The sequence below is a fragment of the Caballeronia telluris genome (genome assembly GCF_001544495.1).
Lineage (GTDB): Bacteria > Pseudomonadota > Gammaproteobacteria > Burkholderiales > Burkholderiaceae > Caballeronia > Caballeronia telluris.
Genome location: NZ_FCNZ02000002.1, coordinates 17131 through 39130 on the forward strand (window position 1 = coordinate 17131; position 22000 = coordinate 39130).

Sequence of the window (22000 nt, forward strand, 5' to 3'; positions counted from 1 at the left end):
GGAGGTTTGAAATTTTCAGAAACGTCGTCGCGCGACGACAAATCAGGGGATTTCTGTTTTTCGAGATTGGATTTAGTGGTAGCCAGGGAGGGGGCTGGCTTGCCGGAAGGGAATATCGGCGTGCGCCGCATGTCTTCGGGAACACTGCGGGATAGATACTACTCACACCCGCTTTCGCTGGGGTGGCTTGAGTGCCATGGCGGACGGATCGAAAAATGTCGGCGCAGTGTTACTGCCGCACCAAAAAATCGCCCCTCGGGCAATGGCGAAACACGGCTGAAAAAACAAAAACCCCGCAGAGCCTAGACTCTGCGGGGTTCTCTCTGCCATCGCTGGCGGAGACGGAGGGATTCGAACCCTCGATCCAGGTTTTGGCCCAGATGCTCCCTTAGCAGGGGAGTGCCTTCGACCTCTCGGCCACGTCTCCCAAACTTTCGGTCGCGCAGGGAGTCAGCGCGACGAAGCCAAGATAATAGCGGGTTCGAGCGCGCCGGTCAATTTCGCAGACGAATTTTTTCATTCATCCAGCGCACGCCCTGCACTCGACAACCCGCGACAACGCGACGGCCCGCGAGCCGTGCACGTCGCGTCAAACAAGCGCCATCAAACGCGATCGAGTTCGAACGCCTTGTGCAGCGCGCGCACCGCGAGTTCGGTGTACTTCTCGTCGATCAGCACCGAGATCTTGATCTCGGAAGTCGAGATCATCTGGATGTTGATGCCCTCCTCCGACAGCGTGCGGAACATCGTGCTCGCGATACCCACATGCGAGCGCATGCCCACGCCAACCACCGACACCTTCGACACCTTCGGATCGCCCAGCACGCGCTCGGCATTGACGTGATCCTTCACCTGGCCGCTCAGGATATCCATCGCGCGATGGTAGTCGCCACGGCCGACCGTGAACGTGAAGTCGGTCTTGCCGTCCACGCTCTGGTTCTGGATGATCATGTCGATGTCGATGTTCGCATCGGCGACGGGCCCGAGGATCTGGTACGCGACGCCCGGCTTGTCGGGCACGCCCATGACGGCGATACGCGCTTCGTCACGCTGGAACGCGATGCCCGAAATCACTGCTTTTTCCATGTTCTCGTCTTCTTCAAAAGTAATCAGGGTGCCCGAGTGCATTTCGTCGTCGAGCGGCATCAGCGGGTCGGTCAGGCTGGAGAGCACGCGCGTCTTCACCTGATACTTGCCGGCGAATTCCACCGAACGGATCTGCAGCACCTTCGAGCCCAGGCTCGCCATTTCCAGCATTTCCTCGAAGGTCACGCGGTCGAGCCGGCGCGCTTCTTCGACGACGCGCGGATCGGTCGTGTACACGCCGTCGACGTCGGTATAGATCAGGCATTCCTCGGCCTTCAGCGCCGCGGCGATCGCCACCGCCGACGTGTCCGAGCCGCCGCGGCCGAGCGTCGCGATATGACCTTCCGGATCGACGCCCTGAAAGCCCGTGATGACGACGACCTTGCCCGCCTCGAGATCGGCGAGCACGCGTTCGCCGTCGATCTCGCTGATGCGCGCCTTAGTGAACGCGCTGTCGGTCTTGATCGGCACTTGCCAGCCGGCGTAGCTCACGGCGTCCAGCCCTTCCGCATGCAGCGCGATGGCCAGCAGCCCGACGCTCACCTGCTCGCCGGTGGACGCGATCATGTCGAGTTCGCGCGGGTCGGGATCGGGCGTGATGTCGCGCGCGAGACCGAGCAGGCGATTCGTTTCGCCGGACATCGCCGAGGGCACGACGACCATCTTGTGGCCGGCCTTGTGCCATTTCGCGACGCGCTTCGCGACGTTCTTGATGCGCTCGACGGACCCCATCGAGGTGCCGCCGTATTTGTGTACGATGAGTGCCATTGTCGTTTTGAACTAGAGGAAAAACCGCGCTCGAAGCGCTACGGCGGTTGCGATCGACGGCTTAGGGTGGCGTGGAATTCGGCAACGATCGTGGCGCGCATCGTCTGGATAGCGCAGATGCCGCTCGCGCGAGGCTCGTCCGAGCCTGCTGCACGAAGGTGCGCTTCATGGCCGCTTGATGGCCGCAACCTGCACGCTTTGCGCAGGTTGCTGGCGGCGAAGATCGGGTCACGGATCTCGTGAACGGACGCAGATACGACACAAAACGCACGGCGGAAAAACGAGTTAAATTACCCGATCGGGCCTCAAAATACAAGTCGGAACCGGCATTTGGCTTGAGGCTCGGCGCCCATTTCGCCGCTGTCGCCCGTCGCCGGTTTCACATCACGCAATGATCACGTCCGGCCGCCATACGATGCGTCGAAACGGACCGCGAGCGTCATGTTCCACCGAGCGGTTCGCGCCGATCAGCGGCACGAAAAGCAGCGCGTCGCCGACAAAGACGAGCGGCACATCGCGCTTCCACGCGGGCACGCCGCGCTCCTGAAACAGATTCTTGAGCGTGCGGCTCGGCGCATCGGCGGCAAGGCGCAGACGTTCGCCGCCCGAGCGCGACCGTGCGACAAGCGGCGCCGAACGCAGGACGCTTTCCGCGACTGCGTCGGTATCGTCCGCGCGGTCGCACGGCTCGAACACCAGCGTGCCGCGCCACTGCGGCAAGCGCCACACTTCCTCGCCCTGCCACCGCAATTCGACCGGCATCTTCGGCGCGGCCGCGCCTTCGTCGAGATCGGGCGGATCGGCGCTATCGCCCTTCTCCCAAAAGATCGCACCGCGATATTCGCGCAGACAATGTCCCGCGTGATCGATGCGCAACGCGTGGCCGTCGCGCGTCGCGAGCGCGTCGCGCAGTTGCCGCAGCATGTCGGCGATACGCGCCGTCGACGCCGCCGCCAGGCCGAGCGATCGCATCCAGTAGCGCAGCAGATTGACGGCGCGCTCGTCGTCGAAAGCGAGGAGCACGTCGAGCGCGAGTGCGCCGTCTTCGCGCCGCGCGGCATCGAGATCAATGCGCGCGAGTTCGTCGAGCAGACGCTGCGCCGACGCCGCGTGCGACGCCGTGCGCGAAAGCGCATCCCGGAAGCCGGGAAAATGCACGGCGAGCACAGGCAGCACGTCGTGCCGCAGCGCGTTGCGCGCGTAACGCGTATCGACGTTCGATTCGTCGTCGATCCAGCCCAGGTCGCGTTCGTGCGCGTAGGTTTCGAGCTGCGCGCGCAGCAGATTGAGCAGCGGCCGCACGCGCGGCACGGCGAGCGCACCGTCGGCGCGTTCCGGCGCCATCGCGGCGAGCCCGGCCACGCCGGCGCCGCGCAGAAGCTGAAGCAGCACGGTTTCGGCCTGATCGTCGGCGTGATGCGCGAGCCAGAGAGAACGTGCGCCGTGCTCGTCGCACAGCGCATCGAGCGCGCGATAGCGCACGTCGCGCGCCGCGGCTTCGAGGCTCTCGCCGCCCGCGCGCGTCACCTCGACGTGACGCGCGGCAAAACGCACGCCGAGCGAATCGGCGAACGACTCGCAGTGCGCGGCCCACGCATCGGCGTTCGGGCTCAAGCCGTGATGGACATGCAGCGCGACGACGCGCGATGCGCCCGCGACGCGCACGGCGGCATCGAGCAGCACGGTCGAGTCGAGGCCGCCGCTTAGCGCGACAGCAAATAACGGAGGGGAAGAAACCGTCGTGCGACCAAGCGCCGCGCGCACCGCCTCGGTTACGAGGCGGTGCGCGGGTGTGTCGGTGCCGGATGTCAAGAGATGAGCGCGCGGCTTACGCGGCCGGCAGCGTTTCCTTGAACTTGCCGTAGGCCATCAGCTTGTCGAAACGGCGTGTGCGCACGTCGTTCACGTTCATGCCGTGGAACTGGCGCAGCGAATCGGCGAGCGCCCGGCGCAGGAGCGCGGCCATGCCCTTCGGATCGCGATGCGCACCGCCGAGCGGTTCATTGACGATCTTGTCGATCAGCCCGAGCGCCTTCAGGCGATGCGCGGTGAGTCCGAGCGCTTCGGCCGCTTCCGGCGCCTTCGCCGCGCTCTTCCAGAGAATCGACGCGCAGCCTTCCGGCGAGATCACGGAGTAGGTGGAGAACTGCAGCATCATGACGATGTCGGCGACGGCAATCGCCAGCGCGCCGCCCGAGCCGCCTTCGCCGATGATGGTCGTGATGATCGGCGTCTTCAGTTCGGCCATCACGTAAAGGTTGCGTCCGATCGCTTCCGACTGCCCGCGCTCCTCGGCGCCGATGCCGGGATACGCGCCCGGTGTATCGACGAAGGTGAAGATCGGCAGGGCGAATTTCTCGGCGAGACGCATCAGCCGCTCGGCCTTGCGATAGCCTTCCGGACGCGGCATGCCGAAGTTGCGCAGCGCGCGCTCCTTCGTGTCGCGGCCCTTCTGATGGCCGATCACCATGCACGGCTGGCCGTTAAAGCGAGCGAGGCCGCCGATGATCGCGAGGTCGTCGGCAAACGAACGGTCGCCGTGCAGTTCGTGGAAATCGGTGAAAAGCTCGCTGACGTAGTCGAGCGTGTAGGGGCGCTGCGGATGACGTGCGATTTGCGAAACCTGCCAGGGCGTCAGGTTCGCGTAGAGATCTTTGGTCAGTTGCTGGCTTTTCTTCGACAGCCGCTCGATTTCTTCCGAAATATCGACAGCGGAATCGTCCTGAACGAAGCGCAACTCTTCGATTTTCGCTTCGAGCTCAGCGATCGGCTGCTCGAAATCCAGAAACGTGGTCTTCATTGTTCGAATCCTAGGAACTGGGCAGCGCGTATTCTAACCGCGCGTCACCCTGACAAATTCGGGTCGCAGCTATCAATTATAAGATAGCCATAGCGGCCCTGCCTTCTTTTGGTTTTCAGCGGGTTTCCGGTGGATCCTCAATGGTCGGCGGGTATCGGATCGAGACTGCGCCACATGTACCACGTTGCGACGGTGCGCCACGGTTCCCAGTTCGCCGCGACTTCGCGCGCTTCGCTGCGCGTGACCGGCTCGCCGCTGAAATAGTTGACGCTGATCGCCTGGATGAGGCCGAGGTCGTCGAGCGGCAACACGTTCGGACGCGACAGGTTGAAGATGAGAAACATCTCTGCCGTCCACCGGCCGATGCCGCGAATCTGCGTGAGTTCGGCGATCACGGCTTCGTCGTCCATCGAGGTCCAGGTATCGACGTGCAGCGCGCCCGACTGGAAATGCTGCGCCAGATCCAGAATGTATTCCGATTTGCGCTTCGAGAGTCCGCACGCCTGCAGCTTTTCGTGACCGAGCTTGATGAACTGCTGCGGCGCGAGCTTCGGGCACGCCGATTCGACGCGTTCCCAGATGCTCTGTGCGGCGCGCACGGAAATCTGCTGACCGACGACCGAGCGCGCGAGTGTGGTGAACGGATCGTCGCGGTTGATCAGGTGCACCGGACCGAACTTCGGAATCAGCTTCTTCAGGATGCGGTCGCGCTTCACGAGGTCGGCACAGGCCTTGTCCCAGTAGGCGGGGCGCGTGACTTCGGGCTTGAGGCCGCCGATCTGCACCGGCACCGCGGCTTCCGGCGTGATCGCGCGCGACTTGCGCACGACTTCGCCTTCGTGCTGCGGATCGCGCACGAGCGCCTGGACCGAAGCGCCTTCGCCTTTCGCTGCCAACGCCTTCGCCGCAGCGCCATCGACGGCCGTCACACGCAAGCGTTTTCGCGATGCGGGCGCGCTCGCCACGGTTTTGCCCGCGCGCGCGGCGCCATTGCCGCGGCCCGCGACCGTCACTTGTTCGGACGCCGCTTGCTTCGCCTGGCTCTTGCGCGCGATCGCGTGGGCTGCACCGTTCACTGCCTTTGCAGGCGCCTTCGCCTGCGTGCGCCGCGCGGTCTTCGTTGCGGGCGCTGCATTTCTTGCGGACGCGGCTCGCTTAGCCGGCGCCTTCCTGGCCGTTGCCATCATGCCTCCTGCCTGGTGAGTCGATTGAGGGTGTGAAGGGCCGCGCTCAGACGCGGCGCCATTCGGTCGACCCACCCGGTTTGTCTTCAAGCGCAACACCGGCTTCGAGCAACTGCGCGCGGATCCGGTCTGCTTCGGCATAGTTCTTCGCCTGCTTCGCTGCGACGCGAGCGGCGATCATCGATTCGATCTCGGCCGGCGCGATGCCTGCATCGCCCGTGCCCTTTCCCACCGCCTGCTGCAAGAACGCGCGCGGCTCGCGGCCGAGCAATCCGAGCACACCGGCGAGCTGCTTCAACTGACGCGCGAGCGCGGGCTCGCGCGTGCGGTTCACTTCAGTCGCGAGATCGAACAGCACCGATACCGCGACGGGCGTATTGAAGTCGTCGTTCATCGCCGCCTGGAAGCGCTCTGCGTTCGGCTCGTTCCAGTCGAGCGGCTGATCGTCCGGCTCCACGTCCTTCAACGCGGTGTACAGACGCGTCAATGCGCCGCGCGCGTCTTCGATATGCACGTCACTGTAGTTCAGCGGCGACCGATAGTGTGCCCTCGCAATAAAGAAGCGCACCACTTCGGCATCAAATTTTTCGAGCACTTCGCGGATCGTGAAGAAGTTGCCGAGCGACTTCGACATCTTCTCGTTGTCGATCTGCACGTAACCGTTATGCATCCAGTAGTTCACGAACTGCTGGCCGGTTGCCGCTTCGCTCTGCGCGATCTCATTCTCGTGGTGCGGGAATTGCAGGTCCTGTCCGCCGCCGTGGATGTCGAACCGTTCGCCCAGCAACTCGCAAGCCATCGCCGAACATTCGATGTGCCAGCCCGGACGGCCGCGGCCCCACTTCGAGTTCCAGCCGGTGTCGGCGGGTTCGCCTTCCTTCGACTGCTTCCACAGCACGAAGTCGAGCGGATCTTCCTTCGCATCGTTCGCGGCGACGCGCTCGCCCGCGCGCAGATCTTCGATCGACTTGCCCGACAGCTTGCCGTAGCCCGCGAACTTCCGCACCGCGTAGTTCACGTCGCCGTCCTTGCCCTGATACGCGTAGCCGTTCGCTTCCAGCATGTCGATCATGCCGAGCATCTGCGGGATGAAGTCGGTCGCGCGTGGCTCGAGGTCGGGGCGCGCCACGCCGAGCGCGTCCGCGTCTTCGTGCATCGCGTCGGTGAAGCGCTGCGTGAGCGCCTTGATCGGCTCGCCGTTCTCGACGGCGCGGCGGATGATCTTGTCGTCGATGTCGGTGACGTTGCGCACGTAGGTCACCTTGAGCCCAAGCGTGCGCAGCCACCGCTGCACGATGTCGAACACGACCATCACGCGCGCATGGCCGACGTGACAATAGTCGTACACCGTCATTCCGCAGACATACATGCGCACCTCGCCATCCCGAAGCGGCACGAAAGATTGCTTGTCACGCGCGAGCGTGTTGTAGATGCGCAGTGGATTCATAGAAGGCGATGCTGGGTCGGAACATTCGCGTGTTGGTGTCGCTGGAATCACGTGTCGGCACGATGCTGTTCGATGCGGTGCGAAGACCCGAAAGCGCGTTGCGATGAAGGACGATGGTCCTCCGGCGAAACGCTCCCGATCTCGCGCGCCGCCTGAGCACGCACGTTGCTCACGCTGCGATCAAAACGGAGAGGACCACGAGTGGCGTAACGACAGTCCGACGTTCGACGGAACGGGCAGACCTTTTGTTAGAATGGGTCGGAGTATAACATCCAGACTTGAGCCTATGAAACCATCAAACGGTCGCGCACAAGGCGTTGCCAACCGGGCCGCAAGCCGCGTCGCCACTGGGCTCGCGGGCTTCGTCGCAACGGCTGCCGCGACCACCTTCGTCACTGCAGCGTTCGGTCTCGCGGGCAGCTTTCTGTGCGTCGGTGCGGCTCACGCGCAGGTATCCACCGCGACCTCCGACGGCACGCCGCAGGTCGATGCGAGCATTGCGCAGAAGGACTGGACGAACGCGCTCGCGCAACTCGACGAGCACCTGAAGACCAATCCGCGCGACGTGCAGGCAAAGTTCAAGCGCGCCACGATCCTCGCGCGCCTGAACCGCGACGACGAAGCAATCGCCGCGTTCACCGAGCTCACGCAGGCTTATCCGGAACTGCCCGAGCCGTACAACAACCTGGCCGCGCTGTATGCGAAGCACGGCCGCTACGAAGACGCGCGCGCCGCACTCGAAGTGGCGATCAAGGCGAACCCGAGCTACGCGCTCGCCTACGACAACCTCGGCGATTTGTATCTCCGGCTCGCGAGCGAATCGTACAAGCGCGCGCAATCGCTCGGATCGAAGAGCGCGCTCTCGCGCCAGCGCGTCGCGGATATCCAGAAGGTCATCGCGCCGCCCGCGCAGAAAAAACGCATCGTCCCGTCGTCCGAATACGGCACGCCCGGCGCGAGCGGCACGGGCACGGTACCTGCATTGACACTGCCCACCCCTTACACGCCGTTCGGCGGCCCGACCGGCCCGTTCCCGACGTCGCCCTACGTCGCGCCGAACGCGCAGCCCTGAACGCGCACTTCAGCCCGGCACGTCCGGGCGAACACGCATTCGACGCAGCGCAGGACCCGGCGGATTTCGGCCGCCCCACACGACGCCGCATTCGTCATCACTCCAACCAGAGGATCGATCCTTCATGAAATTGCTGATGTTGGCGCTCGGCAGCGCCGCCCTGATGGCGGGCACTCCCGCCTTCGCCCAGGGACAGAATCAGGCGGGTACGCAGCCCGCGCATCCGAGCGTGCTGTTCAAGACCTCGCAGGGCGACATTCGCGTCGAACTCTATCCCGAGAAAGCGCCGAAGAGCGTCGCGAACTTCCTCGATTACGTGAAGTCAGGTCAGTACAGCGGCACGATCTTTCATCGCGTGATACCGGGCTTCATGATCCAGGGCGGCGGTTACAGCACGAGCTTCGCCGAAAAGCCGACGCGCGCCCCGATCCCGCTCGAAAGCAAGAACGGCCTGAAGAACACCACGGGCACGCTCGCGATGGCGCGCACGAGCGACCCGAATTCGGCCACCGCACAGTTCTTCATCAATACGGTCGATAATGCGGGACTCGACTACCCGAACCCGGACGGCAACGGCTATGCCGTCTTCGGCAAGGTCACGGCGGGCATGGACGTCGTGAAGAAGATCGAGGGCACGCCCACGACCACACGCGGGCCGATGGCCGACGTGCCGCAAAAGCCGGTCGTCATCGAATCGGCGACGGTCGTCTCGAAGTAACACCGCGCATGCCGCCCGCGGGCGGCGCCTCGCCCCACCCCAACAACGGAGAGAACACATCATGGTCGAACTGCATACGAACCACGGCATCATCAAGATCGAACTGGACAGCGAGAAAGCGCCGAAGTCGGTCGAGAACTTCCTCAACTACGTGAAGAAGGGCCACTACGACAACACGGTGTTCCATCGCGTGATCGACGGCTTCATGATTCAGGGCGGCGGCTTCGAGCCGGGCATGAAGCAAAAGGGCACCGACGCGCCGATCCAGAACGAAGCGAACAACGGCCTGAAGAACGACAAGGGCACGCTCGCGATGGCGCGCACGAACGACCCGCATTCGGCGACCGCCCAGTTCTTCATCAACGTGAACGACAACGACTTCCTGAACCATTCGTCGCCGACGCCGCAAGGCTGGGGCTATACGGTGTTCGGCCGCGTGGTCGACGGCCTCGACGTGGTCGAGAAGATCCGCAAGGTCAAGACGGGCTCGAAGGGCTTCCATCAGGACGTGCCCGTCGACGACGTCGTGATCGAGAAGGCGGTCGTCGTCGACTGATGAGCGACGCGACGCCTGACGACGCGCGAACAGCGGGCGCGGCCACGGAGCCGCGCCCGCTGTTTTTTATCGCCGACCTGCACTTGAGCGACGCGATTCCGAACACGGTCGCGGCGTTCGAGCGCTTCGTGCGCGTGACGGCCAACGAGGCCGATTCGGTCTTCATCCTCGGCGATCTGTTCGAATTCTGGATCGGCGACGATGTCCTCGACGCGTCGGTCGACCACGAGCGCGCGCGCTTCGCACGACGCATGACGGCGCTGATGCACACGCTGTCGGAACGCGGCATCGCGCTCTACGTGATGCACGGCAACCGCGACTTCCTGCTCGGCAGGCGCTTCATGAAGGCCGCGGGCGCGCTGCCGCTGCCCGATCCGTTCACGATGACCGCGTTCGGCACCCGCATCGTGCTCGCTCACGGCGACGCGCTCTGCACCGCCGATACGGGCTACCAGCGCTTTCGGCGTTTCGCGCGCAACCGTCTGGCGCAGCGTCTGTTCCTGAGCCTGCCGCTGAAGAAGCGGCTGGCGATCGCGGAGCGCATGCGTTCGAAAAGCGAGGACGCGCGCGCGCTGCCCGTGTCCGCGAAATACGATGTGACGCGCGAGGCCGTCGCACAACTTTTCGCGTCGAGCGGCACGCACACGATGATCCACGGCCACACGCACCGGCCGGCGCGCCATCGCGAAGCCGACGGCACCCGCTGGGTCATTCCCGACTGGGAACTCGATCACGGCGAGCCGCGCGGCGGCTATCTGCGACTCGACGCCGCCGGCATCCGGGCATTGCCGCTCGACTGAACGCGCGCCGCTTCGTCCCTTGCTTCTAGCGGCGTGCCGCCGCTTCTCCTTCCATCGCCTCCGACAGCCGCTTGAGGTCCAGCAGCGCGGCGCCGTCGATGCCGTTGAGCGCTTCCACGCGCGTGCCGATCCGCTCGAGCGCCGCGACGATATCGTCGATCCGCTGCGTCTCGCGCGACGCGTGGTCGATCAACCCGTGAATCGCGAGCGACACGGGATCGTCGGCGTTCGGCGTGATGCCGTAGGCGCAGAAGCCGCCCGTCTCGGTCTTGCGCGATTCGTCCGCGGCGCGCTCGGTGGCCGGCACGACGATCCGCGCCGGGTTGCCGACCGCCGTGCCGCCCGCCGGCACCGGCTTCACGACGACCGCATTCGAGCCGATCTTCGCGCCCTCGCCGACCGTGAAGCCGCCGAGCACCTTCGCGCCCGCGCCGACGATCACGCCGCGGCCGAGCGTCGGATGGCGTTTGGCGCCGCGCGTGAGCGACGTACCGCCGAGCGTCACGCCCTGATAGATCGTGCAGTCGTCGCCGAGTTCGGCCGTCTCGCCGATCACGACGCCCATGCCGTGATCGATGAACACGCGCCGCCCGAGCGTCGCGCCCGGATGGATCTCGATGCCGGTGAGAAAACGCGCGATCTGCGAGACGAACCGCGCGAGCCAGCGCCACTGCCGTATCCAGCACCCATGCGCGAGCCGGTGCAGCACGATTGCGTGGAATCCCGGATAACACGTGAGCACTTCCCAGGCGCTGCGGGCGGCGGGGTCGCGCTCGCGGATGGCGGCAATGTCTTCGCGCAGGCGTTTGAACATGTCGATGGCTCGGTGATTGAGGGGACGGGCGCCGCGTCGATCCGCCGCTTTGGTCTGTCGATATGATCATTCGGACAGCCTCAGCACGGATCGCGCAAAGCTTATATCGGGTTTCGCCGATGGTTTCGGGCGATTGTAGGATGAGCCCGCCGACTCTGCTCGATGTCCCCGTCGCGCACGCGGTCGCTCGGGTCGCTCGGGTCGCTCCGGGTCGCGCTAGCCGGCTTTCCGGCCCCGCAGCAAGATGTGTTTCGCGATGCCGCGCAGAATGTTCACCTCCTCGCGCTCCAGTCCCGAACGCGCAAAGAGCCGGCGCATGCGCGACATCAGTTTCTTCGGATTTGCCGGATCGAGGAATTCGAGTTCGATCAGCGCGTTTTCCAGATGCGCGTACATGCCCTCGATTTCCTCGCTCGACGCGCTCGCGCTCGCGGCTTCGAGCGCCGGCGACGGGCTGTCGTCGCTGTAGGCAAGCCGCAGTTCGTAGGCGAGCACCTGCACGGCTTGCGCCAGATTCAGCGAGCTGTAAGCCGGATTGGCCGGAATATGTGCGAGCGCGCTGCAGCGCTCGACATCCGCGTTCGAGAGACCGGTGCGCTCGTTGCCGAACACGAGCGCGATGTCGCCGTGACGCGCGCCGTGGTGCACGAATTCGTGTGCGCGCGCGGCAGCCGCGCGCGGCGGCAGTTGCGGCGGGCCGTATTCGCGCATGCGCGCGGTGAGCGCAACCGACCAGTGCACGCCTGCGAGCGCATCGGCGAGCGTATCGACGACGAGCGCCGACGCCAGCACATCGTCGGCGCCCGAGGCCATCGCGACGGCTTCCGGCTCGTTCTTGACGTTCGCGACGCGCGGCGCGACCAGCACGAGACGCGCGAAACCCATCGTCTTCAGCGCGCGCGCCGCCGCGCCGACATTGCCGGGATGGCTCGGCTCGACGAGCACGAAGCGGGTCGACGTGAAGCCGTCGTGGGGATGAGGAAATTCGAGTGGATCCAAAGCGTCGGTCGCCGGTGAAAGGTTCGAGCACGCTATGGTAGCGCCTCGCGTCACGCGCCTGAACTGGCCGAACGTAATAGGACGAAGCCGAAACCGCTGTCGCCGGCTTACTTCAGGTAAAATACCGCCTTCGCGCGCCTCGAAGCTTCAATTAACGGCTTCAACTGACCGCTTCCGTTGAAATTCGGCCGGCCGCCCCGCTCTTATCCAATTCGTCTTCCGTCGACAGTCGTTGTCGCCAACTTTCCGGCTCGCCCGCGCACCCGAACGGTGCCGGCCACGCGCCGGCCAAAGGATCAAGCTCATGCATCCGATGCTCAATATCGCTGTCAAGGCCGCCCGCCGCGCCGGACAGATCATCAACCGCGCGTCGCTCGACCTGGACCGCGTCCAGGTCAGCAAGAAACAGCACAACGACTTCGTCACGGAAGTCGACAAGGCGTCCGAAGCCGCGATCATCGAGACGCTGCACACTGCCTATCCGGACCACTCCATCCTCGCGGAAGAATCCGGCAAGGACGACCGCGAGTCCGAGTTCCAGTGGATCATCGATCCGCTCGACGGCACCACCAACTTCATCCACGGCTTCCAGTATTACTGCGTGTCGATCGCGCTCGCGCACAAGGGCATCGTCACGCAGGCGGTCGTCTACGATCCGACCCGCAACGACCTCTTCACCGCCTCGCGCGGCCGCGGCGCGTATCTGAACGAGCGGCGTATCCGCGTCGGCAAGCTCGACCGTCTCGCGGATGCGCTGATCGGCACCGGCTTCCCGTTCCGCGACGGCGCGGGCCTCGACGCCTACGCACGGCTCTTCTCCGAAATGACGCTCTCGTGCGCGGGCCTGCGCCGTCCGGGCGCGGCCGCGCTCGACCTCGCGAACGTCGCGGCCGGGCGGCTCGACGGCTTCTTCGAGCAGGGCATCCATGCGTGGGACGTCGCGGCGGGCAGCCTCATCGTCACGGAAGCGGGCGGGCTCGTCGGCAACTACACGGGCGAGTCGAACTTCCTGCACGAAAACGAGATCGTCGCGGGAAATCCGAAGGTCTACGCGCAGATGATCAAGATTCTCGATCCGTACACGCGCACGCGGCAAAGCGCCGCCTGAACGCGCGTGTAATGCCTGGATTGGCAAAGGCGGCTTCGGCCGCCTTTTGCTTTTCGGCACGCGCACCTTTCGCCGATCCCCCTTCGCCGCACGCTGGGCGCGCATCGTGCTCTGCAAGCATTGCGCGGCTCCGCTAGAGTGCATGTCTTTGCCGGGAGCGTCGCGTTCCTCGCGCGGCGCCCGCCGACTGCCACTCTTCCTCTCTCATGAAAAAAGGCTTCTACACGATCATCGCCGCGCAGTTCGTCTCGTCGCTCGCCGACAACGCGCTCCTGATCGCCGCGATCGCGATGCTCACCGTGATGAAGTCGGCGTCGTGGATCACGCCGCTCCTGCAGATTTTCTTCACGATTTCCTACGTGCTGCTCGCGCCATTCGTCGGTGCATTCGCGGATGCCCTGCAAAAGCGCCACGTCATGTTCGTCTCCAACGCGTTCAAGGCCGCGGGCTGCGCGATGATGATCGCGGGCGTGCATCCGATGCTCGCGTATGGCGTTGTCGGTCTCGGCGCCGCCGCCTATTCGCCGGCCAAGTACGGCATCCTCACCGAGCTTTTGCCGCCCGAGAAGCTGATCGCGGCGAACGCGTGGCTCGAATCGGCGACGGTCGGCTCGACCATCCTCGGCACCGTGATCGGCGGTGCGCTCGTGAGCCAGTACGTCGACCGCTGGGTGTCGGGCCTGCATCTGCCGCTCGTGCGCACCGCCGCCGACGCCGCCCTCTTCGCCGTCATGCTGATCTACGCCGCGGCGGCCGTCATCAACGTCGGGATTCCGGACACGGGCGCGCGCTATCCGAACCGGCTCACCGAGCCGACGAAGCTGATCGGCGACTTCTCGCACTGCTTCAAGGTGCTATGGTCGGACAAGCTCGCACAGATCGCGCTCTGGGTCACGACGCTCCTCTGGGGCGCGGCCGTCACGCTGCAACTGCTGGTGCTGAAATGGGCGGATGCGAATCTGGGCCTGTCGCTATCGAAGGCAGCCGTGCTGCAGGGCGTGACGGGCGTGGGCATCGCGATCGGCGCGGGCGCGGCGGCGGCGTGCATTCCGCTCAGGCAGTCGCTGAAGGTGCTGCCCGTCGGCGTGGTGACGGGCGCGGTCGCGGTTGCGATGGCGTTCTACAACAAAGACTTGTTCCCCGCGGGCGCGGGCGTGCACATCGGGCCGCTCTTCGCGCCGGCCTATATCCTGATGGCCTATCCGCTGATGATCCTGCTCGGCAGCCTGTCGGGCTTCTTCATCGTGCCGATGAACGCGATCCTCCAGCATCGCGGCGCGACGCTCCTGTCGGCAGGACATTCGATCGCGGTGCAGAATTTCAACCAGAATCTCGCCGTCCTCGCGATGCTCGGCTCATACGCGCTGCTGCTCACCGTCAAGGTGCCGGTGCAGTGGATCATCGTGATTTTCGGGGTCTTCGTCTGCCTGATGATGTTGCTTGCGATGCGCCGTTATTCGCATAACGAGCGGCACGCCGACCTCGGCGCGCTGGTGGAGGAATGAAGCTTGCTGGAGGGTGTACTCTCACCTCGACGCCTCGTCGATCGGCGCCGGAAAAGCGGGGAACGACGAGGCGAGGTCGCAGTCGTAACGATACGACGACGCTACAGGACGACTCGTCGCGCAAGGCTGGCATGACGCCCCGGCGCCGCAGCCGGCCATTGCCCGAACGAGCCGCGATTTCACTTTTCGGCACGTCAAAAGGAGCAGCAAATGGGATTGTTCACACGTTCGACGCTCGATAGCAAGATCAATGGCGCGGCCGATCTCGGCCAGCGCGCGGTGGCCGGCGCAAGCGACGCGGTCGATTCCGCCAGCGGCCAGCTGCGCAGTCTGCTGGATGAACTCGACAGTTCGCTGCGCGACGCGAAGGATCTCGATGCAGACAAGCTTCGCAAGGAGCTGCAATCGAAGCTCAAAACCGTGCGTTCGCAAATGGACGGCGCGAGTTCAGCAGTGACGGCCAAACTGGGCGACGCCGCCGGCTATGCCGACGAATTCGTGCACGACAAGCCGTGGCACACGCTGGGCGCGGTCGCGGGGCTGGCGTTGCTAGTCGGCTTTCTGGCGGGGCGCGCTTAACGCCTGCAACGGGTCGCGCTTGCCGCACCGACGCCGGTTTTCGAACCGGCGTTTGCTTTTGCGCTAACCGCACGATTGCGCAGTGGCTGATTCGTTGGCTATCCGGCCGACGGTAACCCGTGCGCGCGACGGGTTACACTCTCGCCCTATATGACCGGTTCGTTCCGCAACTGGTCCTCCTGCACGAACGTACGCAAGATGGGCACTCACACCGCAACTCCCGATACGGCTGGCGCCCCCGTGGCAACAGCCGACCTGTCGCACCATACGCCGATGATGCAGCAGTATCTGCGCATCAAGGCGGAGCACCCCGGCACGCTCGTTTTCTACCGGATGGGCGACTTCTACGAGCTTTTCTTCGACGACGCCGAAAAGGCCGCGCGTCTGCTCGATCTCACGCTCACGCAGCGCGGCGCCTCGGGCGGCAATCCGATCAAGATGGCGGGCGTCCCGCATCACGCGTGCGAGCAATATCTCGCGAAGCTCGTGAAGCTCGGCGAATCGGTCGCGATCTGCGAACAGATCGGCGATCCGGCCACGTCCAAAGGTCCGGTCGAGCGCAAGGTCGTGCGCGTCGTCACGCCCGGCACGCTCACCGATGCCGCGCTCCTCTCCGATAAAAGCGACGTCTATCTGCTCGCGCTCTGCCCGTCGCACAACCGGCGCGGCGTGGTCACGAGCGTCGGGCTGGCGTGGCTTAATCTCGCAAGCGGCGCGCTGCGCCTCGCCGAAGTCGCGCCCGAGGAAGTGGGCGCGGCGCTTGAACGCATCCGCCCGGCCGAAACGCTGATCGCCGATTCGATCGCCGATTCGATCTCGAACGCCAGCGCGTCGTTCAGCGTGCCGAATATCGGCGCAACGACGCGCGTGCCCACGTGGCATTTCGACGTCGCCTCGGGCGGTCAGCGCCTGTGCGAGCAACTCGACGTCGCGAGCCTCGACGGCTTCGGCGCGCACTCGCTCACCTGCGCGTGCGGCGCGGCCGGCGCGCTCCTGCTCTATGCGGCCGCGACGCAGGGCCAGCAGTTGCGTCATGTGCGCAGTCTCAAGGTCGAACACGAATCGGAATACATCGGCCTCGATCCGGCGACGCGGCGCAACCTCGAACTCACCGAAACGCTGCGCGGCACCGAATCGCCGACGCTTTGTTCGCTCCTCGACACCTGCTGCACGACGATGGGCAGCCGCCTCTTGCGTCACTGGCTGCATCATCCGCCGCGCGACGCGTCGATCGCGCGCGGACGTCAGCAGGCGATCGGCGCGCTGCTCGACGCACCGTCGGGCGCGAGCCTCGACACCTTGCGCGCGGCGTTGCGGCACATCTCGGACATCGAACGCATCACCGGACGCCTCGCGCTTTTATCGGCAAGGCCGCGCGATCTGTCGAGCCTGCGCGATACCTTCGCCGCCCTGCCCAAGTTGCGCGAGTTGCTGGGCGCGGTGCGCATGAACGCCGTCGCGCTCGAACGCATCGATGCCTCGCTCGAACCGCCGCGCGCGTGTCTCGATCTGCTCGCGGCGGCCATCGCGCCCGAACCGGCGGCGCTGATCCGCGACGGCGGCGTGATCGCGCGCGGCTACGATGCCGATCTCGACGAACTGCGCGACATCTCGGAGAACTGCGACCAGTTCCTGATCGATCTGGAGGCGCGCGAACGCACGCGCACCGGCATCGGCAATCTGCGCGTCGAGTACAACAAGGTGCACGGCTTTTATATCGAAGTGACGCGCGGCCAGACCGACAAGGTGCCCGACGACTACCGCCGTCGACAGACGCTCAAGAATGCCGAGCGCTACATCACGCCGGAACTGAAGGCGTTCGAGGACAAGGCGCTCTCGGCGCAGGAGCGCGCGCTTGCCCGCGAACGCGCGCTTTATGACGCGCTCTTGCAGAACCTGTTGCCGTTCATCGCGGACTGCCAGCGCGTGGCGCAGGCGCTCGCGGAACTCGACCTGCTCGGCGCCTTCGCGGAACGCGCGCGCGCACTCGACTGGGTCGCGCCCGAGTTCGCCGCCGACGCCGGCATCGATATCGAACATGGAAGGCACCCCGTCGTCGAAGCACAGGTCGAGCAGTTCATCGCCAACGACTGCTGTCTTTCCACCGATCGCAAGCTGCTGCTCATCACCGGACCGAACATGGGCGGCAAGTCGACGTTCATGCGCCAGACCGCGCTGATCGCGCTGATGGCGTATGTCGGCAGCTACGTGCCGGCGAAGCGCGCGCGATTCGGCGCGCTCGATCGCATCTTCACGCGCATCGGCGCCGCGGACGATCTCGCCGGCGGCCGCTCGACGTTCATGGTGGAGATGACCGAAGCCGCCGCGATCCTGAACGACGCGAGCGCATCGAGCCTCGTGCTGATGGACGAAATCGGCCGCGGCACGTCGACCTTCGACGGCCTTGCGCTCGCCTGGGCGATCGCGCGGCACCTGCTCACGCACAACCACTGCTACACGCTCTTCGCGACGCACTACTTCGAACTCACGCAATTGCCCAACGAGTTCACGCAGGCGGCGAACGTGCATCTCTCGGCGGTCGAGCACGATCACGGCATCGTGTTTTTGCATGCGGTCAACGAAGGTCCCGCGAACCAGAGCTATGGCCTGCAGGTCGCGCAACTGGCGGGCGTGCCCTCGGCCGTGATCCGCGCGGCGAGGAAGCACCTCGTGCATCTCGAACAGCAATCGATCGGGCAGCCCTCGCCGCAATTCGATCTGTTCGCGGCAGCGCCCTATGCCGAAGAAGCGCCCGACACGAAAGACGCCGCGCTGGAGAAGGAGCACCCGGTGCTCGACAAGCTGCGCGCGCTCGACCCGAACGACCTGCGTCCGCGTGACGCGCTCGATCTGCTCTACGAACTGCATGAGCTGGCGACGCCCGCGCCGGATGCATCGCGTTGACGTGACCCGTCCCGCGCGCCTGGCGGCGCGGGCGCTGGCGACCGCGTTGCTGTGCGGCGCGTTCATGCAGCAGCCTGTATCGGCACAGGACGGCCCGCTCAAATTCGCCGTCATCGCCAATGCGCTGACGAGGCCCGCGGACGCAGCCCCCGTGCGTCAGTTGCTCGACTCGATTGGACGCGAGCGCGACATGGCGTTCATCGTCTACGACGGCAATATCAAGGGCCCTCTCGAACCCTGCCGCGACAGGATCTACAACGCGCGTCACGATCTGCTCGACGCATCGCGCACGCCGCTCGTATTGATTGCCGGACAGCACGACTGGGCCGATTGCGGTGAGGCGCAGGCAGGCGGCTACGATCCCGTCGAGCGACTCGACTTCGTGCGCCAGCTCTTCTTCGGCGATTCGACTTCCCTTGGCTCCGCATCATTCGCGCTCGCGCGGGAAAGCGAAGTCGCGCGCTTCAGGCCGTTTCGCGAGAACGTGCGCTGGCGGGCACAGGGCGTCGCGTTCGTCGGGCTGAACGCGCCCGGTCCGAACAATCACTATCTGACAGCGGGCGGACGCAACGGCGAGTTCGAGGACCGGACCGTCGCGAACGGATTCTGGCTCGAACACGCGGCGGAGTCCGCGCGACGCTCGGGCGAACGCGCGCTCGTCATCTTCCTCGAAGGCGATCCCGACTTCGCGCGTTACGAGCGACGCGACCGCTTCGCGTGGTTGCGCTTCACGCGCGGCAATCAGCCACGCGACGGTTTCGTCGAATTCAAGCGCAGTCTCGTCAAGGTGGCCGAACTGTTTCGCGGTCCGGTGGTCGTCGTTCACGGTGCCGCGACGCCGGTCGCTGGCGGCTTTCTCATCGACCAGCCGCTGCACGACGAAAAAGGATCGCTCGTCGTGAATCTGACGCGCATTGCCGTCGCGCTGAAAAAACCGCAGGTGCAATGGCTAGAAGTGCAGACGGATGCGAACTGGCGGCCGCCATTCAGGGTGCGCGTGAGAGATGTCGCAAGACACAGCGCGGCGACGTCCGAACGACCAGACAAGCCGTATGAACTCCACGAGCCGCCGCCGGACGATGCGACCGCGTCCCAGCCTCGCGACGAGCTTCCCGCATCGTTGCCGCCACCGGCCTTGCCGCCCGCGGCGCCCGGCGGGCTGCCGCCGATCCTCACGCCGCCCCAGGGCATGCCGCCGATCCTGCCGACGCCTGCCTCGGGCGTGCAGAACGGCACGTATAAAGCCAATCCGGCGAGCGGCGCGGGAGAATGAAAAAGGGCGCAGCGATTATCGCTGCGCCCTTCTCTCATGCGTTTGAACGGCGTGACGCTCAATGCAGCGTCGGGCCCGATTCCTTGCCGGGTTCGTCGTCGGCGTCGTCTTCGTCCTCGTCGAGAATCTCGAGGCCGTCGGCGCCATGCGCGTGCTGATGTTCGATTTCATCCTCGGTTGCGGTGCGCACTTCCTGCACCGACAACGCAAAGCGCAGCGCCATGCCCGCGAGCGGATGATTGCCGTCGAGCACGACTTTGTCTTCCGCGACGTCCGTGACCGTGTAGATCAGCGAGTCGACGTCTTCTTCGCCGTCTTCCGGCGTGCCTTCGAACTGCATGCCGACTTCGAGCGGCTCGGGAAAGCGGCTGCGCGCTTCCACTTTCACGAGTTCGGGATCGTATTCGCCGAACGCGTCCACGGGCTCGAGCTGAATCTGCGTCTGATAACCGGCTTCCTGCCCGTCCAGCGCTTCCTCGATCTTGGGGAACGTGCCATCATAGCCGCCGTGCAGATAGACCATCGGCTCGTCGCTTTCCTCGATCAGATTGCCCTGCGCATCCGATAGCTTGTAGGCGACCGATACGACGGTGTCTTTTGCGATTTTCATTGGATTCTCCAAGATACAAGTCTCAATTATACGATGCCAACGCGGCCCCTTGATGCAACCGCCGGACGGCCGAAAGCGCCGCTCCCGGACGAAGTGACACCCCTTTTGGGCAACCGGACGCCCGCGCAATTCATGCGCCGGTACTGGCAGAAAAAACCGCTCTTGATTCGCCAGGCGATTCCCGATATTCAGGCGCCGCTTTCGCGTGACGAACTGTTCGAACTCGCCGATCTCGACGACGTCGAGTCGCGCCTCATCACGCATTTTCGCAAGACTTGGGCGCTGGAACACGGACCGTTCGCCACCGACGAATTGCCTTCGGTGAAAAAGCGCGAATGGACGTTGCTCGTGCAAGGCGCGAACCTGCATCACGATCGCGCGCATGATCTGATGAACCGCTTTCGGTTCATCCCGGATGCGCGGCTCGACGATCTGATGATCTCCTATGCGACCGACGGCGGCGGCGTCGGCCCGCACTTCGACTCCTATGACGTGTTCCTGCTGCAGGTCCACGGCAAGCGGCGCTGGAGAATCGGCGCACAACGCGACCTCTCGCTAAAACCGGGAGTGCCGTTGAAAGTTTTACAGCATTTCGAGCCCGAGGAAGAATGGGTGCTGGAGCCGGGCGACATGCTCTATCTGCCGCCGCATATCGCCCACGACGGCATCGCCGAAGGCGAATGCATGACGTGTTCGATCGGCTTTCGCGCGCCGTCCAAGCAAGAGATCACGGGGCAGTTTCTCTATCATCTTGCCGAGCGCTCGGGCGATTCGGACGTCCCGGCCGCGCACTATCGCGATCCGAAGCAGCCGGCGGTGAGCCGTCCGGCAGAGCTGCCGCAGCTTCTGCTCGAACGGGTTGGCGCGATCCTTGCGAACGTCACATGGCACGAAAAGGACGTTGCGTCATTCGTCGGGTCTTATTTGAGCGAGCCGAAAGCGAACGTAGTCTTCGACCCGCCCGCTCGACCGCTCACCGAGCAGAAGTTCATTGAACGAGCGAAGAAGTCCGGTTTGAGGCTCGACCGAAAGACGATGTTGCTTTACGACAAGCGCTCATATTTTCTCAATGGCGAACCTGAATTGCTTGAGCCAAAACTCAGAAAATGGCTCCCTGAATTGGCGAATAACCGGCATTTGGAGGCGAAACGCTTTGTAACACTTGCGGACGATTCGACAATGACATCCCTCCTGCACGAGTGGTATCGTGCGGGCTGGATTCAGGTCGACGCTTACGCCTGACGTAAAGCCCGTCCGGCTGTTCCATAACGTGAAAATTTGTATGAGAAAGACAACGTATTGGCCCTGCATTTATCGACGGTCGATACGAAAGTGCATATAATTTCCGCCCAAGCCGCGGGAAGTCTCACACTCAAATATAATGTGGGTCTCCGCGAGCGGCCCTGGTCGGTGTCTCAAGCACATTACCGGTAATTTGCGCTGTTGCTTACCTTTAACCATAAAAGGACGTGATCATGAAGAAATCTCTCCTCGTAGCATCCCTGTTGGCTGCTGTTGCTCTGGCTGCATGCAACAAGTCTAGCGATACGGCTGCTCCGGGCGCTGCAAGCGATACGTCGGCTGCTTCGGCACCGGCTGCTGCTGCATCGGACGCAAACGCTGCAGCATCGAGCGCATCGGCTGCTGCGAGCGACGCTTCGTCGGCTGCTGCTGCTGCTTCGGACACGGCTGCTTCGGCTGCTGCTCCGGCATCGGGCGCAAGCCAGTAAGGCTTGCATGCGGGTCCCGCCAAGGGACTTGCGTAAAAAAACCGGCT

Annotated in this window: 19 protein-coding genes and 1 tRNA gene; 11 read left to right on the top strand and 9 right to left on the bottom strand. The window is 64.6% G+C overall.

Annotated features, from left to right (window positions below):
- Positions 1 to 333: 333 nt before the first annotated feature.
- The 6 genes from AWB66_RS03095 to cysS form a co-directional block, all read right to left on the bottom strand.
- A tRNA-Ser gene (locus AWB66_RS03095) sits at positions 334 to 427 on the bottom strand.
- A 176-nt stretch (positions 428 to 603) separates the two neighbouring features.
- The gene (locus tag AWB66_RS03100) at positions 604 to 1854 is read right to left on the bottom strand and encodes an aspartate kinase (protein ID WP_087628820.1); all 1251 of its coding nucleotides are present in this window, start codon (positions 1852 to 1854) and stop codon (positions 604 to 606) included.
- Positions 1855 to 2238: 384 nt separating this feature from the next.
- Complete coding sequence (gene tilS / locus AWB66_RS03105; protein WP_087628821.1) at positions 2239 to 3666, bottom strand: tRNA lysidine(34) synthetase TilS; 1428 nt, start codon at positions 3664 to 3666, stop codon at positions 2239 to 2241.
- Positions 3667 to 3682: 16 nt separating this feature from the next.
- Complete coding sequence (locus AWB66_RS03110) at positions 3683 to 4654, bottom strand: acetyl-CoA carboxylase carboxyltransferase subunit alpha (RefSeq protein WP_087628822.1); 972 nt, start codon at positions 4652 to 4654, stop codon at positions 3683 to 3685.
- Between the two features lie 137 nt (positions 4655 to 4791).
- Positions 4792 to 5838 carry a DNA-3-methyladenine glycosylase family protein gene (locus AWB66_RS03115; RefSeq protein ID WP_087628823.1) on the bottom strand — a complete coding sequence of 349 codons (1047 nt, stop codon included), beginning with the start codon at positions 5836 to 5838 and terminating at the stop codon, positions 4792 to 4794.
- A 46-nt stretch (positions 5839 to 5884) separates the two neighbouring features.
- Positions 5885 to 7285, bottom strand: a complete 1401-nt coding sequence (cysS, locus tag AWB66_RS03120; RefSeq protein ID WP_087628824.1) for a cysteine--tRNA ligase — start codon at positions 7283 to 7285, stop codon at positions 5885 to 5887.
- A 286-nt stretch (positions 7286 to 7571) separates the two neighbouring features.
- Between cysS and AWB66_RS03125 the strand changes: the two genes are divergently transcribed.
- From AWB66_RS03125 to AWB66_RS03140, 4 genes are all read left to right on the top strand, one after another.
- Entirely contained in the window at positions 7572 to 8357 is a 786-nt protein-coding gene (locus tag AWB66_RS03125) for a tetratricopeptide repeat protein (protein ID WP_407642259.1), read from the top strand.
- 124 nt (positions 8358 to 8481) lie between these two features.
- A complete protein-coding gene (locus AWB66_RS03130; RefSeq protein ID WP_087628826.1) occupies positions 8482 to 9075 on the top strand; it encodes a peptidylprolyl isomerase in 594 nt (197 codons plus the stop codon).
- Positions 9076 to 9136: 61 nt separating this feature from the next.
- Positions 9137 to 9631 carry a peptidylprolyl isomerase gene (locus AWB66_RS03135; RefSeq protein WP_087628827.1) on the top strand — a complete coding sequence of 165 codons (495 nt, stop codon included), beginning with the start codon at positions 9137 to 9139 and terminating at the stop codon, positions 9629 to 9631.
- On the top strand, positions 9631 to 10431 hold the full coding sequence (locus tag AWB66_RS03140; protein ID WP_087628828.1) for a UDP-2,3-diacylglucosamine diphosphatase: 801 nt from the start codon (positions 9631 to 9633) through the stop codon (positions 10429 to 10431). The genes AWB66_RS03135 and AWB66_RS03140 overlap by 1 nt, the downstream gene beginning before the upstream one ends.
- A 25-nt stretch (positions 10432 to 10456) precedes the next feature.
- Here the strand turns inward: AWB66_RS03140 and cysE are convergent, their stop codons facing one another.
- Together cysE and AWB66_RS03150 are read right to left on the bottom strand one after the other, a co-directional pair.
- Complete coding sequence (cysE, locus tag AWB66_RS03145) at positions 10457 to 11245, bottom strand: serine O-acetyltransferase (protein ID WP_087628829.1); 789 nt, start codon at positions 11243 to 11245, stop codon at positions 10457 to 10459.
- Positions 11246 to 11461: 216 nt separating this feature from the next.
- Positions 11462 to 12244: an RNA methyltransferase gene (locus AWB66_RS03150; protein ID WP_087628830.1), complete on the bottom strand. Its 783-nt coding sequence runs from the start codon at positions 12242 to 12244 to the stop codon at positions 11462 to 11464.
- 304 nt (positions 12245 to 12548) lie between these two features.
- On the opposite strand from AWB66_RS03150, the gene AWB66_RS03155 reads away from it, so the two are divergent.
- The 5 genes from AWB66_RS03155 to AWB66_RS03175 all read left to right on the top strand — a co-directional run bounded on the left by AWB66_RS03155 (position 12549) and on the right by AWB66_RS03175 (position 19613).
- On the top strand, positions 12549 to 13352 hold the full coding sequence (locus AWB66_RS03155) for an inositol monophosphatase family protein (protein ID WP_087628831.1): 804 nt from the start codon (positions 12549 to 12551) through the stop codon (positions 13350 to 13352).
- 206 nt (positions 13353 to 13558) lie between these two features.
- Complete coding sequence (lplT, locus tag AWB66_RS03160; RefSeq protein ID WP_087628832.1) at positions 13559 to 14857, top strand: lysophospholipid transporter LplT; 1299 nt, start codon at positions 13559 to 13561, stop codon at positions 14855 to 14857.
- Between the two features lie 210 nt (positions 14858 to 15067).
- Complete coding sequence (locus tag AWB66_RS03165) at positions 15068 to 15436, top strand: ElaB/YgaM/YqjD family protein (RefSeq protein WP_087628833.1); 369 nt, start codon at positions 15068 to 15070, stop codon at positions 15434 to 15436.
- Between the two features lie 198 nt (positions 15437 to 15634).
- A complete protein-coding gene (mutS, locus tag AWB66_RS03170) occupies positions 15635 to 18340 on the top strand; it encodes a DNA mismatch repair protein MutS (protein WP_087628834.1) in 2706 nt (901 codons plus the stop codon).
- A gap of 1 nt (position 18341) precedes the next feature.
- Positions 18342 to 19613, top strand: a complete 1272-nt coding sequence (locus AWB66_RS03175) for a hypothetical protein (protein ID WP_143328346.1) — start codon at positions 18342 to 18344, stop codon at positions 19611 to 19613.
- 58 nt (positions 19614 to 19671) lie between these two features.
- On the opposite strand, the gene AWB66_RS03180 is transcribed toward AWB66_RS03175, so the two are convergent.
- Positions 19672 to 20223 carry an FKBP-type peptidyl-prolyl cis-trans isomerase gene (locus tag AWB66_RS03180; protein ID WP_087628836.1) on the bottom strand — a complete coding sequence of 184 codons (552 nt, stop codon included), beginning with the start codon at positions 20221 to 20223 and terminating at the stop codon, positions 19672 to 19674.
- 33 nt (positions 20224 to 20256) lie between these two features.
- On the opposite strand from AWB66_RS03180, the gene AWB66_RS03185 reads away from it, so the two are divergent.
- Together AWB66_RS03185 and AWB66_RS34225 are read left to right on the top strand one after the other, a co-directional pair.
- Positions 20257 to 21465: a cupin domain-containing protein gene (locus AWB66_RS03185; protein WP_087628837.1), complete on the top strand. Its 1209-nt coding sequence runs from the start codon at positions 20257 to 20259 to the stop codon at positions 21463 to 21465.
- Positions 21466 to 21698: 233 nt separating this feature from the next.
- Complete coding sequence (locus AWB66_RS34225; protein WP_165829915.1) at positions 21699 to 21953, top strand: hypothetical protein; 255 nt, start codon at positions 21699 to 21701, stop codon at positions 21951 to 21953.
- The last annotated feature ends 47 nt before the right edge of the window (positions 21954 to 22000 follow it).